Source organism: Mesonia aquimarina (assembly GCF_003667275.1).
Lineage (GTDB): Bacteria > Bacteroidota > Bacteroidia > Flavobacteriales > Flavobacteriaceae > Mesonia > Mesonia aquimarina.
The window spans coordinates 140279-157992 of sequence record NZ_RCNV01000005.1 but is presented as its reverse complement, the minus strand read 5'-3'; the positions used below and the strand labels follow the sequence as shown (position 1 = coordinate 157992).

Sequence of the window (17714 nt, the reverse complement as noted above, 5' to 3'; positions counted from 1 at the left end):
TGCTGTTAAAATTCTGCGTTTTGCGGTGTTCTTGGGTAAGGAATTACATCACGAATATTCGTCATTCCGGTAGCAAATAAAACCAAGCGCTCAAAGCCTAAACCGAAACCACTGTGCACACAAGTTCCGAATTTACGCGTGTCTAAATACCACCATAATTCTTTTTCGTCTACGTCTAGTTCTTTCATCTTGTTTTGTAAAACATCTAAACGCTCTTCACGTTGTGAACCGCCTACAATTTCTCCAATACCCGGGAAAAGGATATCCATCGCGCGAACGGTTTTACCGTCTTCATTTAAACGCATATAAAATGCTTTAATATTGGCGGGATAATCAAATAAAATTACCGGACATTTAAAGTGTTTTTCTACCAAATAACGCTCGTGTTCACTTTGTAAGTCTGCTCCCCATTCTTCAATTACATAATTGAATTTTTTCTTTTTATTCGGCTTAGAATTTTTAAGTATATCAATGGCTTCTGTGTAGCTTACGCGTTTAAAGTTGTTTTCGGTAATAAACTTTAATTTATCGCGAAGCTTCATCGGTGCACGATCTTTTTCCGGTTTACTTTTATCCTCTTGAATTACCCTGTTTTCAAGAAAAGCAAGATCGTCATCACAGTTTTCTAAAATATAGCTTAATACATATTTTATAAAATCTTCAGCAAGATCCATATTGCCATCAAGATCGCAAAAAGCAACTTCGGGTTCAATCATCCAAAATTCTGCCAGGTGGCGTGAGGTGTTCGAGTTTTCTGCTCTAAAGGTTGGACCAAACGTATATACTTGTCCTAAACCTAATGCGTAGGTTTCTGCTTCTAATTGCCCGCTTACGGTAAGATTGGTTTCTTTCCCGAAAAAGTCTTTTTTATAATCAATTTCACCGTTTTCATCAGTGGGCGTATTGTTTAAATCGAAGTTGGTGACTTTAAACATTTCTCCGGCACCTTCGGCGTCACTTCCGGTAATAATGGGCGTGTTTACATAATTAAATCCGTTTTGCTGGAAATATTGGTGTACCGCGAACGAAAGTTTAGAACGCAAGCGCATTACCGCACTAAAGGTATTGGTACGAACACGTAAATGTGCCTGTTCGCGTAATTTCTCTAAACTGTGACGTTTTGGAGAAAGGATGGTTTTTTTTACCTCTTCCGGATTGGCTTCGCCTAAAATTTCTATTTCTTGCGCTTCAATTTCTACACGTTGTCCTTTTCCTTCGCTTTCTTTTAGCGTTCCTTTTACAGCAATGGCAGCGCCCACATTTATTTGTTGTAAAATTTCTTCCGGCGTATTTTCAAAATCAACTACACATTGCAAATTATTGATGGTAGACCCATCGTTTAAAGAAATAAATCGGTTACTTCTAAACGCGCGAACCCATCCTTTTACAGTGTATTCTTGTAAAAGATGTTCGCTTTTTAATAATTCGGCAATTTTATGATGTTTCATGAGTGACAAAAATTTAAGCCACAAAGATACTTTTTCTGAAAATGCTTGGCAAGCGCAAGTTTATTTTAAAATGCGTTGTTTGTGATGAATTTTATCAATTTAATTGATAAGAAACTGAAAAATGAGGAAAACGGATAAAATCCTGAAAAAGAACACTGGATTCGAAGTCTTCTCGGTTATCAAAATTTGGCGTGTTTGAGTGATAGGTAATAATATCTTTAAAGAAGATAGAAATCATCCAATTTTCTTCGGGTAAAAAGCTAAACCCGGCGTCTAAGTATGTTTTTAAATAATTGCTGTTTTGCGTTTCCGGGGTTTCTATAGGCGAATTACTCCGGTAATGATTGTAATTGATTCCAAGTTCACTTCGCAAATAAAACTCCGGCGTAATTTTTAAGAAGTAATACTGAAGCTGCGTACCAATTTTATAATTTACGTGGGTACTTTTTTCGTCTAGCTCTTTTAATTCAAAAGAATCATAACCGAATCCGAGATGGGCTCCGAGAAATAAGCGATTGGCAATGGCGTAATTGAGTTGTGGAATAAATTCTAAACGAAAGCTGTTATTGACTTCTTGGTAATTTATGTTTTCGCCATTAATTCTTGCCAGCTCTCTATTATAAAAGGATAAACCTGCTTTTGCTTCTAGCCATAAACTTCCGTTGGAAAGCGATTGGTTTTGTTGAGCATAAAAAAATTGAATACTAAAAACTGTTATAAAAAATAGAAGAAAGCTTTTTTGCATAAAATGCTTTTTTCCAAAGGTATAAAATTTTTAAGAGTTCAATTCTTCTTCTTCATCCTCATCATCAATAATTTGAAGATGCGGTTCTTTAAGGGTCTTTTTATTGGCAATGCTTTTTTCTAAAGAAAGCAATAACGAAGGTAATAACAACAAGTTAGAAAGCATCGCAAAGAGCAACGTTGCCGAAACTAAACCACCCAGCGCTACCGTACCGCCAAAACTACTAATCATAAATACAGAAAAACCAAAAAAGAGTACAATAGAAGTGTAAAACATACTTACCGAGGTTTCGCGTAAGGCCGGATAAACCGACTTTTTAATTTTCCAATTATGATGTTTCAGCTCTTGTCTATATTTTGCTAAAAAGTGAATGGTATCGTCTACCGAAATTCCAAACGCAATGCTAAAGACCAAAATAGTAGAGGGTTTTATGGGGACGCCTAAAAAGCCCATCATTCCTGCAGTGATTAATAAAGGCAGTAAATTCGGAATTAATGAAATAACAATCATTTTAAATGAGCGGAACATCCACGCCATAAAAAGTGCAATTAACAAAATGGCTAAGGATAAGGAAATGATTAAGTTTTTCACTAAATAATTGGTCCCTTTTTGAAAGATTAAGGCCTTTCCGGTCATACTCACTTCGTAGCGTTCCGGAGGAAAAATCTTGTTGATTTTTGGCCATAGATTCGCCTCAATACGTTCCATTTCTTCGGTGCCAATATCTTTCATAAAAAAGGTCATTCGGGCAAATTGACCCGTAGAATCTACAAAGGCGTTGAGTTCCTGATCTTTACCGGATAGCGTTTTGAGATACGGAAAAATAAAGTTCTTTTCTTGCGAACTTGGAAGTTGATAATACTTAGGATTTCCGTTATAATAAGCTTGTTTGCTGTATTTTACCATATTAACCACAGAAATGGGTTTAGATAATTCAGGAACATCAACCAAAAGCTCCTCCAGTTCTTGCATTCGTTTGAGCGTAGAAAGTTTAACGACGCCTTGTTCACGTTGGGTGTTGATTAAAATTTCGAGAGGCATGATGCCATTAAACTCTTCTTCAAAAAACTCGATATCCTTGAAAAAATCGGCTTCTTTCGGCATATCTTCTAATAAACTTCCAGAAACTTTGATCAAATAAATTCCGGTCATACTAGCAATTAATAAGACTACCGCAGAAATATAAATACTGATTCGGCGTTTGCGTACGGTACTTTCTATCCAATTCACGAAACCTTCAATCCAGGTTTTTCCTAAATGGCGTAAATGCTTTTCTTTCGGCAAAGCCATATAGCTGTATATGATAGGGATAATGAGCAAACTTAAAATAAATATGGCTAAAATATTGATGGAAGCTACAATACCAAACTCTTTCAACAAGGTGCTTTCGGTTATAATAAAGGTAGCAAAACCGGAAGCTGTTGTTACATTAGTCATTAAAGTAGCATTCCCTACTTTAGCAATAACCCGCTGTAATGATTTTGCTTGATTTCCGTGTTTTTTTATTTCCTGTTGATATTTGTTGATAAGGAAAATACAGTTGGGTATTCCGATCACGATAATAAGAGGCGGGATAACAGCCGTAAGCGCCGTAATTTCATAATGTAATAATCCCAAGAAGCCAAAAGACCACATTACTCCAATGATAACGGTAAACATGGAAATTAACGTAGCTCTAACTGAACGGAAAAAGAAAAAGAAAATTAAAGAAGTAACCAACAAGGCACCGCCGACAAACCATTGAATTTCATCAACAATATTTTTAGAGTTCAAGGTTCTGATGTAGGGCATTCCCGAAACATGCAGCTCGATATCACTTTCTTTCTCAAAGTTTTCTAAAATGGGTTTTAGATCGTTTAAAACAAAGAGTTTTCTAGCTTCGGTATTCACTACAGCTTTATCCATATAAACCGCCGTTTGCACGGTATTGGTTTTTTTGCTGTACACTAGACCTTCATAAAACGGAAGCTTTTCAAATAACTCTTCTTCGTAGACTTTCAGTTCTTTTTTATTCGGATTTTTTTCAGCTAAAGCGGGAACTAGTTCAAATCGGTTAGGATCAGAAAATTTCTTTAACTTTTTTAAATCGCCTACACTAATGGTGTACTGTACCTCAGGAAAGCTATCCAGTTTTTTAGATAAGTTATTCCAGGCTTCAAACTTTTCGGGGGTAAATAAACCTGGGTCATTGGTGGCGATTACAATAAGATTACCTTCTTCACCAAACTTTTCTAAGAATTTTTCATACTCCTGATTTATTTCATGATCATCAGGAAGTAAGTTTGCTTCGGTATACGAAAAGCGCATGTTTTTCCATTGAAAAGCTAGAAAAACCGTGGCCGCCAAAATTAAGGCTAAAATAATGATGCGATTGCGAAGAATGATTCTTGCAATTGTATTCCAGAATCCGAAGCTGAAAAGTTTTGACATGATTCAAAATTAGGGCTGCAAAGGTATAAAATGCTTAGCAATAACCTATTGAAAAATCATTTAAAGCTTAAAATAAAATGTAAATTTAAAAGAGATATTATCTTCTAAATCCGGAAGGTGATAGGCTCCATAACGATACGCAAAACTGAGTCCGAAACCAAAGAGTATTTTATTGATTTCTAAACCTGATTCTGAATACCCATGTTCTAGCGTATTAAAGCTTAAACCGCTATGCTTAGCTTGATCTAGAAAATCGCCAATGGCATGTCGGGTTATTAAAACCAATTCTGGTTTGCTGTAACGCCCAAAATCCCATGGTCTAAAGCGATGTTTAATTTGTAAACTTGCTAAACGATCACTAAAAAACTCACTAAAATACATGGTTTCAAAGGTTCGTCTTCCGGCTACTGAAAAGCGTTGTGTTAATTTTGCTTTATTTGGATTATTTGGGTAGGCATGAAACGTATGTGTAAGTGGTAAATCACCAAACCCATAATCGCCTTCTAAAATAAAAGAGGTTTGATTTTGGTTAATTCTGTCGATGGTGTAATTAATTTTTAAGCCTAATTTAGTGTATTCAAAGTCGCTTCCAAAAATATTGTCAAAAGCTTGTGTGGCTTGAAAGGAGAATTTCGGGTACCCCACATCAAGTTCAATAATTTTATCGGCCGCTTTTAAATAGGTGCTAAACGGGCTCCAACGGAAAGATGCGGTAGCCTCTGCTAAGGAGTAATCGCTATATGTTTTTCCGTCGTTTTGAAAGCTGTAATTTTGTGTTTGTGAAATATCACTTTTGGCCAGTTGAAATTCACTTAATAATTTTGGAGAAAATCGATGCTGTAAGCTTGTACGAAACATCTGGTATTTATAATAGAAATTAATGTTGATTAAACGAGGTTCAAATAAAGAATAGGTTCTGCGATCTGTTAAATAAAAAAAACTTCCAACTTCATTAATGTCATCGGTGTAGTTTACGTTTATCCAAGTATTCGAATTTTCGTTTAGTAAAATACCCCCACCAATGCTATACTTAACGGCTTCATCTTTAAATCCGTAAACACCGTAGCCTTCTAGTCTAAATTTTTCTGATAGCTTTTCATTGGTAATTCCTCCGGCTCCTAAACGCAATCCTTCGTAATCATTATATTTTATAAGTTTTCGTAAATCAATGTTCATAAAACCAATAGGGAAGTAGCCAATATTAAAATTCTGAATCACATCAATCCTTCTGGAAATATTTTCAGCTTTAATAATACTATCTACGCGTTTAAAAGTTGCCTTATCTCGATTGGTAAACGGAATGCTTCTATTTGCTTCCCAGTAGTTATTGTCACGCTCTGTTGCATCTGGAGAAAGGGTGATTTTGTTTTCTGAAGAAGGTTGTTGTGTTTCTTCATTAAACTTGATGTCTTGATATGTCATGACCGAATTCAGAAATAATTCTTTACCGCTAAATTGATCTTGTTTTTCGGGCAGGCTTCCTATGGAAATACTTCCTCCAAAAATGGATACTTTTTCGCCACCGGTACCGGGTTTTAAAGTAATGGATTGTTCTTTGGGAAACCAAATATTTTCGTCTTCATAATAGGTGAAATCTTGTGTAGCTTTTACATCAACTTCACCCTTTAACTGTCCTATCGCTTTTTGAAGTCCGTAATTTAGGGTGTCGATATACAACACGCCTTCTAAGCCGGCAACTGCTTTTCTGCGCTTGGGTTCAAAATAAATTACAAAAGCCGGGCGCTCTGTTTGCGTAGTGTCTAATACTTGATAGGTGTAATTTCTGTAAGGATGGTCGGCTAACGGACTGGCGTAATCGGTGCCGAAAACAGTGTATTTTTTATCGTACCACGAATTGGATTGGACCTTTGTCGACAATAATTCGTAGACCGGTTTTTTAAAACCTGCTGTTCGGGTTGCTTGAATGGTTTCGGTTAAGCCGTTTTCTTGCGTAAAATTGTATTCGCTTACTTGTTCAGAAAGATAACTTCTGCCCTCTTTTAATATTCTTTTGATTTTTGTTTTAGTGGAATCTGCTGAAATAGTTAAGGCTTTTTCTTCATCATCTATAATGAGTTTATTATAGGTTTTATAATGATAAGTGTCAAATTTTAAATCCGGATTATTTTCGGGTTTTCTTGCAATGGCTCTATTTATAATCCGTTGGGCTACACGCTCGGTAGAAGTAACCAAAACTTTCACTAAATTTTCGACAGCAGGATCGAGTTTCACGAGAATATCCGTCCGATTGTTTAACGAAACACGTTGGGTTTTATAGCCGATGTAAGAAACAATAATTTCTGAGATTGAAGATTCAATTTGCAGGCTAAAGGTTCCGTCTACATTGGTAAGCGTCGGGTTTTTAACTTGCGAAGTGTATACGTTGGCATAGGGTAAGGGCTCGCCGCTTTTTTGATCGATCACGGTGCCTGTAATTACTTTTTGTGCTAATGAAAGATTAGCAAGCATCATAAGGCACATAAAAGCTAGAAGACGTTTAGCCATGAATTTATTGATCTTTAATTGACTGCAAGGAAACTAAAAAAAGCGACATGGTTGCCGCTTTAATTAAATTTTAAGTAAATAATACAAGGATTTATTTTTAAACCGTCATAATTTCTTTTTCCTTATAAGCTAAAATATCATCAATTTTAGCAATGTATTGATCGGTTAATTTTTGAATATCAACCTCAGCATTCTTCTTTAAATCCTCAGAAGCCTCTTCAATTTTTTTGATGTCATTATTGGCGCTTTTTCTATCGTTTCTAACTCCCACTTTTGCGTCCTCCGCTTCTGCCTTAGCTTGTTTTGCTAATTCTCTACGACGCTCTTCTGTTAATGGCGGTACGCTAATAATTACGCTTTCTCCGTTATTCATCGGGTTAAAGCCTAGATTGGCAAGTTGAATTCCTTTTTCAATCTCAGGAATTAAAGATTTTTCAAAAGGCTGAATAGAAATTGTTCTGGCATCTGGTGTATTTACGTTTCCTACTTGGTTAAGTGGAGTTTTTGAGCCATAATATTCTACCATTACACTGCTAACCATGTTTGGGTTGGCTTTTCCGGCACGAATTTTCATCAATTGCTTTTCTAGATGAATAATGGCTTTTTGCATCGATTCATCTGTGCTTTCTATAATAAAATTTATTTCATCCATTTTCGTGAACTTTTTTAAAAAATCCTATACTAAAATAGTAAGTTAAAAATTTTGTTGCTTATAAATTTACTTTTGTTCCGATATTTTCTCCGGAAACCACTTTTAATAAGTTGCCAGATTTATTCATATCAAAAACAATAATAGGTAATTCATTTTCTTGACTTAAAGTAAAAGCAGTGGTGTCCATTACTTTTAACCCTTTTCTTAAGACATCATCAAAGGTAATAAAATCAAACTTGGTTGCTTCTCTGTCTTTTTCAGGATCAGCATTGTAAATCCCATCAACACGGGTTCCTTTTAAAATAACATCAGCTTGAATTTCTATTGCACGTAATACTGCTGCAGAATCTGTAGTGAAATAAGGATTTCCGGTTCCGCCTCCAAAGATAACCACACGCCCTTTTTGCAGATGGCGTAATGCTTTTCTTCTAATAAAAGGTTCGGCTACTTCGTTAATTTTTACAGCAGATTGCAAACGGGTTTCAATATCTTGATCTTCACAAGCACTTTGTAAAGCGAGTCCGTTAATAACTGTTGCTAACATCCCCATATGGTCGCCTTGCACGCGGTCCATTCCTTTACTGGCTCCCGAAACACCTCTAAAAATATTTCCGCCACCAATAACAATGGCAACTTCAATTCCTTTATCGGTAACCGATTTTATTTCTTTTGCATAATCTGCCAGACGCTCAGGATCTATACCATATTGACGGTTTCCCATTAATGCTTCTCCAGATAATTTTAAAAGAATTCTTTTGTATTGCATAATTTCTGCTCGTATAAGTTGTGCAAATATAGCGATATTCTGAATTTGAGAAAGTATTGATGAAAAAAACTGATACTGATTTGTAATCGAACTGGATTGGTTTGTGTATGGATGATTTAGATTGTATATTTATCTGATTATCAGAATTAAATGTTATGAAATACTTAGGTAAACTTTTTTTTTCGACCTTATTAGTAATGTGTTTTTTCTCTTGTCAAGAGAATTCCGAAAAAACTGATTTTGATGAAAAATCAGAAATACCCGAAAGCAAACAGCTGGATGCAAAAACAAAGGCTATAGTTGCGAGTGATACTTATCCGTATTCTATTGACTCTTTTGAAGAATTGGATGCTTACTTTCGGTCTATTGAAGCAGATAAACCAGAAAACTTAATTCTTAAAAGTCATGCCTTAACAGGCTTATTTGTACAAGGATTAGTGCAAAAAATTTCTGATGAGGAAAAACTATATTATGCGAATGCTATGGCAAATATGAGACATGCGTTGCCAAACGTTAATGATTTTTATGAGCTGATGCAGCACCTTAAAAAGCGTTTGGAGGTTGAAAGATTACAAAATATTGCTCAAAAATTCTATGATAAAAATATGCACATGGTTGAATCCATAGAATGGAGAAATACAGATATTCGAAAAGAGAGAATGATAACGCTAAACAAGTTGAAAGAAGAATTTCAACTTGAATAATATTATAATTAGAAAAAGTAATAGGCTATCAGAAAATGTATGTTTTCGATAGCCTATTTTTTTACTCTACCTCCATTCGGTTGTCTTCAGAATTTCTGTCGATTAATTTGTTATACGGATCAATGCCTACTTCAGTTGGTTTTTGATCAACCACAATCGTAAATTCGTTATAAATTTCTGTCACTTTTCGCTTTTTTAAGTATAACACCTCTTCATTTTCTTCATCATCTTCGGTAAAAATTCCGATCTCAATGTAGTCTTTTAAAGGAAGCGACTCTATTTTAGCAGTTTCTTCATCTTCATTTTCCGGTGAATAGCTGATGGAACAAGATTCGTAATTTTCAAAGTTTTTCGTTCCATAGTCGGTAGTTCGGTATTTAGAAACTTGTGCTTTTAGGCTTATTTCGTATTTGCCGTTTTCTAATTCATTTACCTCATAATCCAAGACTTTATTGTTATAAAGTGTAATGGTTTCAATCATATCGTACACCAAATATTGCAGGGAGTCCGGTGTTGCTTTTTTAAGATGTTCTGTAAATTCTAGTGAAGTTGTATACGGCGCATCTTGAAAACCGACAGCATCAATATAGTCAGCAAGCATGTTGTTGAATTTTTTAGTGCCTATATAATCACTTAAAGCATATAAGACCAGCGAACCTTTGTTGTAATGAATATAAGGTTTGTTTTCATTATAAAGAAGCGGTTGTTCTCTCTTACTTTCAGAACTACGACCACTTAAATAGTTGTCTAACGCGTCTTTTAAAAAGCGGCGCATTTTTGTTTCACCGTAACGCTTTTCTAAGACTTTCAACGCAGAATATTCAGATAGGCTTTCAGACATCAGCGTCGAGCCTTGAACATTAGCACCAATTACTTGATGCGCCCACCATTGGTGCGCAACTTCGTGAGCGGTTATCGTAAAGGGATAATCTACCCCGTCGTTTTCTTCTTCTACATTGGCGATAAAACCAATTCCTTCAGAAAAAGGTACCGTATTGGCAAATGATTGCGCAAAAGACCCGTATGTTGAGGGAAATTCGATAATTCGTAATTGTCTAAATTGATACGGACTAAAATTCTCTTGGTAATAAGAAAGGGATTTTTTTGCGCCATCCATCATGCGTTCCAGATTATATTCATGTCCGGGATGATAGAATATCTGAAGATTGATACCTTCATGTTTTTCAGATACCACTTCATATTCTGCAGACATAATGTTGTAGAAATTTAGCATTTTATCTTCCATTTTATAATGAAAGTAGCGTCTTCCGTTTTCAGACCATTCTTTTTGCAAATAACCGGGGGCGATGGCAATTTGTTCCGAACTTGTGCTAATGGTAGCTTCAAAATCTATCCAGTCAGCCTCCGAAGAAATATAGGTGTCGCCCAAAGCGGTAGAATCATGCGGAGATGACATACGTTCTTTATAAGGCAAATCATATTTTTCACGAATTTTTTCTGAACTGTGCTCGTAGCTTTCATTGTAACCAAAACTTGGCAGCATTCTATTATTTAAGAATGTACCGTTGTACTGTATAGGCGAATTATTCCTTAACCAAGAATTCGGCTCATTTTTCATAGTGAAATTGAACGTGATTTTTTCTCCCGGTTGAAGTGATTTTTTAAACTGAAGCACTTCAAAATTAAAGCGTTCGTTGGTTAAGCTGACTTCTGTGGGAATGCTAAAGGAATAGTCTATTAAATCATCGCTGGTTTGAAGGTAGATAGAATCAATAGCTTCCTCGGTTTTATTTTCCATGGTAAAAACTCCTTCAACTTTGTAATCACGTGTTTCCGGGTAAATTGCTAAATCTATTTTAGAAGCTGTAATTCTAGGCTTCTTCATGCTAGCGTAATGTCCAAATTCTTTTTCATATTTTACACGTCCTTTTTCATATTCTTTCCCGGAATAGCGTTCATTTTTAATATTATCTATATAATAAATGTAACCCCCTAAACTGAAAAAGAGAACCAAGCTTCCAAAAAACACAACTTTGCGCGGAGAAGAAAAACGTTTTCCGGCTAGGCGTAAACGGGCTTTAAATCCATTGGTCAAGCCTCTTTGGTAAAGTAGGGAAGCGATGACAAATAAGGCGATTCCAAATAATCCCCAATATATTTTATAGATATAAAATACACTTAATCCGTGCCCGTATCCATTCATATCGGAATAGGAAGTGCCACTGATTTTGTTGAAGTTAAAAATAGATTGCTCTATACCGAAACTTGGGAAAAATTGTAATAGAATAAAAAGAGCAATAAGGGTAATAAAGCCAACAATATAATTTTTGATCAGGCTATGAATAAAAAATGCGAGAAACGTATAAATAATCCAGTTTGGGAAATCAACAAAAAAGTAATCGAATAGATAAAGGCCGATTTCAAAATCATAAAAGCCGGAAATTGCTTGATAAGCAATGGAAACGCCAATAACCGACAGAAAAATAACAGCGATCATTTGTAAAATGGCTACAAATTTTGACGTCATAAAAATCCACGAAGGTTGCGCTGTGGTGTCTAAGAGCTGATCCATATGGGAAATGTTTCCACGATGCATCAGCATTCCCGAAAAGAGAAAGATAAGGATCATCATAAACAAACCGATGCCCCCTTGACTTAAGCTGATCATAATTCGCGTTATGGGTAAGGTATCGGTTCCTTGAATTTGATAGCCAAGGTTTAATACCAAGACCACCATTAAAATACCTACAGCAAAAATGGAAATAAAAGCCCAGTTTTTGAGAATATACTTTAACTCAAATGTAGCGAATTTCCACACATTCTTTAACTTTCTGCTGAGCGAGAAATCTAATTGTACCGTAGGAGTTCGATGAATTTTATAGCCCCCAAAATTTTGCTTTACAAAGCGCTTACTTTTCTTTTTAAAAATTTTTAGACTGATTGGGTTTTGGTGAAATTTAAATGCATTAAAAACGCCTAAGAAAATAAGCAAGCTAATGACCGACCATAAAATTCGGTTGTATAAAATATATCCGCTAAACGGAATAAAATTATTGTTTTGTTCCTCTACCGTCCAATATTCAGTTTCATAACTGATGGCAGAACCTCCTAAAGGATCTAGCAGCGCTGCAAGGGTTTTTGTATCTAAATCGCCTAAATAATTTCCGGCAAGTCCTTGTAATACAATTAGAATAAGCACGGTAATAAAACCGATAAAAATATTTCTAGAGAACGTGACTACCCCAAAAACAATGGTTCCAAAAAAGAAAAGGTTCGGAATCACAACGAGTACAAAAGGTTGTAAATAATTGAGGAGTTCAAAATCCAATAATAAATCCTGATTTGCACCGGGTAAATAACAGCCAATAATCAATCCGATAACGGCAAAGAAAAGCACGCCAAGCGTCATTAAAAAGCTGCTCAAGAATTTAGCGAGTAAATAATCAGTTTTAGAAAAGGGATAAGAAAAAAGTACCTGATACATTTCAGATTTATAGTCCTTATAAATAGAATTCCCAATAATGGAGGGTAATAAAAAATAGACGAGAAAAGTAAAACCTCCTAATAGCCCCGCAATCGATATGGGAGAGTTTATTTTTTTTATACCGGTTACCGAAACGGTTGCGCTGTCAAAAACACCCACAGCGGTAGCGGTAATTAGGGTGGCGATAATGAGCATCGCCGCCATGTAACTATACCAAAGCGGACTTTTGAGCCAATACGAAATCTCAAACTTAAATATTTTGCCAAACATAATCTTACGCGTTTACAGAGTGAGTTGGTTCATCTTGTTTTAAATGCACAAAATACACATCGTTTAAATCGGCTTGTGCGGCAATAAAATTTTCGGTTGGTTTTGTATCGGAAAAAACACGAACATTTAAACTGTTATCTTGATTGAAGCTCGAAGAAATTACTTGGAAGTTCTGAGCTAAGGCTTCTTCGCCATCACGATCGGTAATAGTGGTCCATATTTTTCCTTCTAATTGTTGAACCGCATCTTTGGGCGACATTTTACTTAAGATTTTTCCGCCGTTTAAAATAGCCATATCGGTACACAGTTCTTTTACATCATCTACAATATGTGTTGATAGAATTACAATGTTGTTGGTCCCGATTTCTCGTAATACATTTAAAAAGCGATGACGCTCTGCCGGGTCGAGACCTGCGGTAGGTTCATCTACAATAATTAATTTCGGGTTGTTTAACAATAATTGCGCGATACCGAAACGTTGTTTCATTCCGCCGGAATAACCTGCCACGTGTTTATGTTTTACTTCAGTTAAATTAGTAACTTCTAAAGCATATTCTACCATTTTCTTTTTTTCTGCTGCAGAAGAAATTCCTTTCAGGTCAGCAAAATAGTTCAGTAATTTCTCGGCAGACATTTTTGAATAAACCCCAAATTGTTGTGGTAAGTAGCCTAGCAGTTTGCGTAATTCCATTTTTTCTTTTCTGATATTGATATCACCCAAAAATAAGTCGCCATTATCCGGTTCTTGCAAGGTAGCAATGGTTCGCATTAAGGTAGATTTTCCGGCTCCGTTAGGACCTAATAAGCCAAACATTCCGGATTGTATTTCGATGCTGACATCATCTAAGGCTTTAACGCCATTGGAATAGGTTTTGGAAACATGATTTAAGTTGAGTGTTATCATAATATGCTGTTTATTCAGTTTATACTTGAAAAGAATGCCTGTCCATCAAGTAATTTATAATGTGCTATAAGGTGAGTTCTATATATAAAATAAAAATAGTATCCGCCTTTTTCTTCAGTGTAGCGAAGGTTTTCCGTGAATAATTTTCGAAGCTTTGGAGAAAATTCAGGAAAAGTTTTGCGGTTTTTCGCCTATAGCGAAAAAATACCTTAGAAAAAGCGTCTTTTCTTTTGGTTCGTTTTCTTTGGACGAGCAAAGAAAATGAACAATCTCTTATAAAAATAAAACGTTTATTCTTTTTATTAAAACATGAACTCTAATTAATAGACTACTTATGTAGTTTTTTGTTACAGTTTACTGTAATAATTTTTTCTGCTAAATATATAAACAATTTTGGAAGTCAGAAGTTAGCTATTTATAAAAAAATCTAGGGATGTCAGGTTGAGCGCAGTGAAATCTAATTGAAGAGAGGGGTTATTTTCTTAGTTGGCTTAAAGTATAAGGCATTGCATACAGTAAATAGCTGTTACAATAAAAATAAAAAAACCGCTTCCTGTTAAAGAAAGCGGTTTAGGTATAATTTTAAAGCTTAGATTATCCTAAAGCAACGCGTTCAAAAGCGGTTACTTCAACATCTTTTCCTAAAGAATCTTGCACGTGTTGTGCAACGGTTTTCTTGTTGTCTTTAATAAACAATTGATTCACTAAGGTGTTGTCTTTAAAGAAACGTTTAATTTTACCTTTAGCGATGTTGTCTAACATATCTTCAGGTTTTCCTTCTTGACGTAATTGATCTTTAGCGATTTCAATTTCTTTCTCAATTGTCTCTTGCTCTACACCCTCTTCGTTTAGCGCGACAGGGTTCATTGCGGCAGCTTGCATAGAAACATCTTTTGCAACTTCCTCTGCACCATCTGCACTTTTAGATAATCCTGTAAGAACAGCAATTTTGTTACCGGCGTGAATATACGAACCTACAAATGCAGCTTCTAATTTTCTAAACGCACCAATTTCAATTTTCTCACCGATTACTCCGGTTTGTTCGGTTAATTTTTCTTGCACCGTGATTCCGTTAAAATCAGCTGCTAAAAACTCATCTTTAGAAGAGAAGTTTAATGCCAATTCAGCGAAATCGTTTGCCAATTTAATGAAGTCTTCATTTTTAGCAACAAAGTCAGTTTCACAGTTTAACGAAATGATCGCTCCTTTTGTAGCGTCATCATTTACTTTTGCAATTGCAGCACCTTCAGAAGACTCTCTGTCTGCACGTTTAGCAGCAATTTTTTGTCCTTTTTTACGAAGCACTTCAATTGCTTTATCGTAATCACCATCAGCTTCTACTAATGCTTTTTTACAATCCATCATACCGGCACCGGTAGACTTTCTTAATTTATTTACTTCAGCAGCAGTTATTTTTGCCATCTTAATCTTGTTTTATAGTTAAAAAATAAGTCGTTTAGTTGGCTATTTTATAAATAAAAAGAACTAAACGACTTATCATCAATTTTATAAAATTGTTATTTATTTTTTATCGCTTTCAGAAGATGTTGCTTTATCTAAAGTTTCTTGCTTAGATTCTAACTTTACATCTTTTTTAGCTTCTTTCATCGCTTTTTGATCTTCAGCATCTTTAGAAGGAACTTCTACGTCTTCTTTTTTTGCTTTAGGAGCTTTTTCTTTCTTTGAAGACTTTTCAGATTTCTTAGCTGAATCGTCTTTTTTAGCTGCTTCTTTCTTTTCTTTCTTCGCTTCTTTGTCAGCTTTTCTCTCGGTTAAGCCTTCAACAATAGAATCGGAAACGTAAGAAATTACTTTTTTAACAGATTTTGAAGCATCATCATTTGCAGGAATTACATAGTCTACTTCACGTGGGTCAGAATTGGTATCGACCATAGCAAAAATAGGAATGTTTAATTTTTGTGCTTCTTTTATCGCGATGTGTTCACGTGTAATGTCAACTACAAATAATGCGCCCGGAAGGCGAGTCATGTCTGTAATAGAACCTAATTGCTTTTCTAACTTAGCACGCATACGGTCTACTTGTAAACGTTCTTTTTTAGACAACGAGTTAAACGTACCGTCTTTTTTCATGCGATCTACCGCTGCCATTTTTTTAACAGCCTTACGAATAGTCACAAAGTTAGTTAACATACCTCCTGGCCAACGCTCAGTAATGTAAGGCATGTTTGCTTTAGATGCTTCTTCAGCAATAATTTCTTTTGCTTGTTTTTTGGTAGCAACAAATAAAATCTTTCTACCGCTTGCTGCAATTTTGCTAAGAGCCTCTCCGGCTTCTTGCATTTTAGCAGCACTTTTATATAAGTTGATGATGTGAATTCCGTTACGCTCCATATAAATGTAAGGAGCCATGTTTGGATTCCATCTTCTTGTGAGGTGACCAAAGTGTACACCTGCATCAAGTAATTCTTTAACTTCTATCTTGTTTGCCATTTTTGTAATAGTTTACGTTCTGTTGAGATAGCAATAAATAAGCGGCGTAAAAAACGGCCTTATTTATTTAGATGCTAAACTAACTTTCGGCACTTGCCGAAATAACAACAAATACTTTTTTAAAAATTGGTTTATTATTTTGAAACACAAAGGCTTCAAAAAATACATTAACGTTTTGAGAATTGGAATTTCTTACGTGCTTTCTTCTGACCGAATTTCTTACGTTCAACCATTCTCGGGTCTCTCGTTAATAATCCTTCAGGCTTTAGCGTTGTTCTGTTTTCTTCGTCTAACTCGCACATTGCTCTAGAAATTGCAAGACGAACAGCTTCTGCCTGACCGGTAATTCCTCCACCTAAAACGTTTACAGAAATATCAAAGTTTCCTTCATTTCCTGTAAGCATTAAAGCTTGGTTTACTTTATACTGAAGTGTTCCAGTGGTAAAATAATCTTTTAGGTCCTTTTTGTTTACAGTAATGTTTCCTTTTCCTTCTGAAAGGTAAACACGCGCAACTGCAGTTTTTCTACGACCGATTTTGTGAATTGTCTCCATTTACACAAGTTCGTTTAAGTTAATACTTTTAGGTTTTTGCGCTTCGTGATCGTGTTCTGATCCAGAATAAACCTTTACATTTTTGAAAAGAGCCGATCCTAATTTATTTTTAGGAAGCATTCCTTTTACAGATTTTTCAACAAGCCTCGCTGGGTCTTTGTCAAATAATTCTTGCGCTGTTAAACTTCTTTGTCCCCCAGGGTAGTTGGTGTAACGAAGGTAAACTTTGTTATCCCATTTTTTTCCTGTTAAGTTGACTTTTTCTGCATTGATAATAATTACATTGTCTCCGCAGTCAACGTGTGGGGTGTAATCGGTCTTGTACTTTCCTCTAATAAACTTTGCAGCGATAGAAGCAAGACGACCTAGTGATTGTCCTTCAGCATCCAACAAAACCCATTCTTTATTAACGGTCTTACTGTTGGCAGATACTGTTTTGTAACTTAATGTGTCCACACTAACTTTTTTTAATAATTAAACATTCCTTTCCTGTTCTCAAGCGAGAAAACAGGGGTGCAAATGTACGATTATTAATTTATTCAGCAAGTGGTCAACGTTAAATTTTTAGCGAATTGTACTCGTTGCCAATTAATTGAGTGTCAAAGCTAAGCAAACCCTTCTGAATTAATTGATACTCTTTATAAAGTTTTTGTTGCTTTTGTTTTTGGTATAGTTGTTTTTTTATGGCTATTTCAGAACAAGATATTGAATATTTAAAGTTTGAGTGTTGGGCATAGGTGGTAAGTTTTGATCCTGGGTAGTTGGTGTAATTTAATTTGCGGGCAACCAAGGTTGGTGTAAGATTTTAAATAGGTTTACACCACTGTTTATAGGGGAGTC

General features: G+C 35.4%; 13 protein-coding genes. 1 reads left to right on the top strand and 12 read right to left on the bottom strand.

Annotated features, from left to right (window positions below):
• Window positions 1–5: 5 nt before the first annotated feature.
• The 6 genes from asnS to pyrH all read right to left on the bottom strand — a co-directional run bounded on the left by asnS (window position 6) and on the right by pyrH (window position 8546).
• Window positions 6–1448 (bottom strand): asparagine--tRNA ligase, encoded by a 1443-nt coding sequence (asnS, locus tag D9R05_RS08710; RefSeq protein WP_121666841.1) that lies wholly within the window; start codon window positions 1446–1448, stop codon window positions 6–8.
• Window positions 1449–1542: 94 nt separating this feature from the next.
• Window positions 1543–2193: a hypothetical protein gene (locus tag D9R05_RS08705; RefSeq protein ID WP_121666840.1), complete on the bottom strand. Its 651-nt coding sequence runs from the start codon at window positions 2191–2193 to the stop codon at window positions 1543–1545.
• 30 nt (window positions 2194–2223) lie between these two features.
• Window positions 2224–4623 (bottom strand): efflux RND transporter permease subunit, encoded by a 2400-nt coding sequence (locus D9R05_RS08700; protein WP_121666839.1) that lies wholly within the window; start codon window positions 4621–4623, stop codon window positions 2224–2226.
• 60 nt (window positions 4624–4683) lie between these two features.
• The gene (locus D9R05_RS08695; RefSeq protein WP_121666838.1) at window positions 4684–7128 is read right to left on the bottom strand and encodes a DUF5686 and carboxypeptidase-like regulatory domain-containing protein; all 2445 of its coding nucleotides are present in this window, start codon (window positions 7126–7128) and stop codon (window positions 4684–4686) included.
• 97 nt (window positions 7129–7225) lie between these two features.
• Window positions 7226–7780, bottom strand: a complete 555-nt coding sequence (gene frr, locus D9R05_RS08690) for a ribosome recycling factor (RefSeq protein WP_121666837.1) — start codon at window positions 7778–7780, stop codon at window positions 7226–7228.
• A gap of 58 nt (window positions 7781–7838) precedes the next feature.
• Window positions 7839–8546, bottom strand: coding sequence for a UMP kinase (gene pyrH, locus D9R05_RS08685; RefSeq protein WP_121666836.1), 708 nt, complete (start codon window positions 8544–8546; stop codon window positions 7839–7841).
• Window positions 8547–8701: 155 nt separating this feature from the next.
• On the opposite strand from pyrH, the gene D9R05_RS08680 reads away from it, so the two are divergent.
• Entirely contained in the window at window positions 8702–9250 is a 549-nt protein-coding gene (locus D9R05_RS08680; RefSeq protein WP_121666835.1) for a hypothetical protein, read from the top strand.
• A gap of 61 nt (window positions 9251–9311) precedes the next feature.
• Here D9R05_RS08680 and D9R05_RS08675 read toward each other — a convergent pair whose 3' ends face one another.
• The 6 genes from D9R05_RS08675 to rplM all read right to left on the bottom strand — a co-directional run bounded on the left by D9R05_RS08675 (window position 9312) and on the right by rplM (window position 17330).
• Window positions 9312–12965 carry a M1 family aminopeptidase gene (locus D9R05_RS08675; RefSeq protein WP_121666834.1) on the bottom strand — a complete coding sequence of 1218 codons (3654 nt, stop codon included), beginning with the start codon at window positions 12963–12965 and terminating at the stop codon, window positions 9312–9314.
• A 4-nt stretch (window positions 12966–12969) separates the two neighbouring features.
• Window positions 12970–13866 carry an ABC transporter ATP-binding protein gene (locus D9R05_RS08670; protein ID WP_121666885.1) on the bottom strand — a complete coding sequence of 299 codons (897 nt, stop codon included), beginning with the start codon at window positions 13864–13866 and terminating at the stop codon, window positions 12970–12972.
• 597 nt (window positions 13867–14463) lie between these two features.
• The gene (gene tsf, locus D9R05_RS08665) at window positions 14464–15291 is read right to left on the bottom strand and encodes a translation elongation factor Ts (RefSeq protein ID WP_121666833.1); all 828 of its coding nucleotides are present in this window, start codon (window positions 15289–15291) and stop codon (window positions 14464–14466) included.
• A 99-nt stretch (window positions 15292–15390) separates the two neighbouring features.
• Window positions 15391–16320 (bottom strand): 30S ribosomal protein S2, encoded by a 930-nt coding sequence (rpsB, locus tag D9R05_RS08660; protein ID WP_121666832.1) that lies wholly within the window; start codon window positions 16318–16320, stop codon window positions 15391–15393.
• A 167-nt stretch (window positions 16321–16487) separates the two neighbouring features.
• The gene (rpsI, locus tag D9R05_RS08655; RefSeq protein WP_121666831.1) at window positions 16488–16874 is read right to left on the bottom strand and encodes a 30S ribosomal protein S9; all 387 of its coding nucleotides are present in this window, start codon (window positions 16872–16874) and stop codon (window positions 16488–16490) included.
• Window positions 16875–17330: a 50S ribosomal protein L13 gene (rplM, locus tag D9R05_RS08650; RefSeq protein WP_121666830.1), complete on the bottom strand. Its 456-nt coding sequence runs from the start codon at window positions 17328–17330 to the stop codon at window positions 16875–16877.
• Window positions 17331–17714 lie beyond the last annotated feature (384 nt).

What these genes read in the sequence shown, in the direction of transcription:
- asnS (WP_121666841.1), bottom strand. Translation starts at nt 1,448, where the DNA reads ATGAAACATCATAAAATTGCCGAATTATTAAAAAGCGAACATCTTTTA.
- D9R05_RS08705 (WP_121666840.1), bottom strand. Translation starts at nt 2,193, where the DNA reads ATGCAAAAAAGCTTTCTTCTATTTTTTATAACAGTTTTTAGTATTCAA.
- D9R05_RS08700 (WP_121666839.1), bottom strand. Translation starts at nt 4,623, where the DNA reads ATGTCAAAACTTTTCAGCTTCGGATTCTGGAATACAATTGCAAGAATC.
- D9R05_RS08695 (WP_121666838.1), bottom strand. Translation starts at nt 7,128, where the DNA reads ATGGCTAAACGTCTTCTAGCTTTTATGTGCCTTATGATGCTTGCTAAT.
- frr (WP_121666837.1), bottom strand. Translation starts at nt 7,780, where the DNA reads ATGGATGAAATAAATTTTATTATAGAAAGCACAGATGAATCGATGCAA.
- pyrH (WP_121666836.1), bottom strand. Translation starts at nt 8,546, where the DNA reads ATGCAATACAAAAGAATTCTTTTAAAATTATCTGGAGAAGCATTAATG.
- D9R05_RS08680 (WP_121666835.1), top strand. Translation starts at nt 8,702, where the DNA reads ATGAAATACTTAGGTAAACTTTTTTTTTCGACCTTATTAGTAATGTGT.
- D9R05_RS08675 (WP_121666834.1), bottom strand. Translation starts at nt 12,965, where the DNA reads ATGTTTGGCAAAATATTTAAGTTTGAGATTTCGTATTGGCTCAAAAGT.
- tsf (WP_121666833.1), bottom strand. Translation starts at nt 15,291, where the DNA reads ATGGCAAAAATAACTGCTGCTGAAGTAAATAAATTAAGAAAGTCTACC.
- rpsB (WP_121666832.1), bottom strand. Translation starts at nt 16,320, where the DNA reads ATGGCAAACAAGATAGAAGTTAAAGAATTACTTGATGCAGGTGTACAC.
- rpsI (WP_121666831.1), bottom strand. Translation starts at nt 16,874, where the DNA reads ATGGAGACAATTCACAAAATCGGTCGTAGAAAAACTGCAGTTGCGCGT.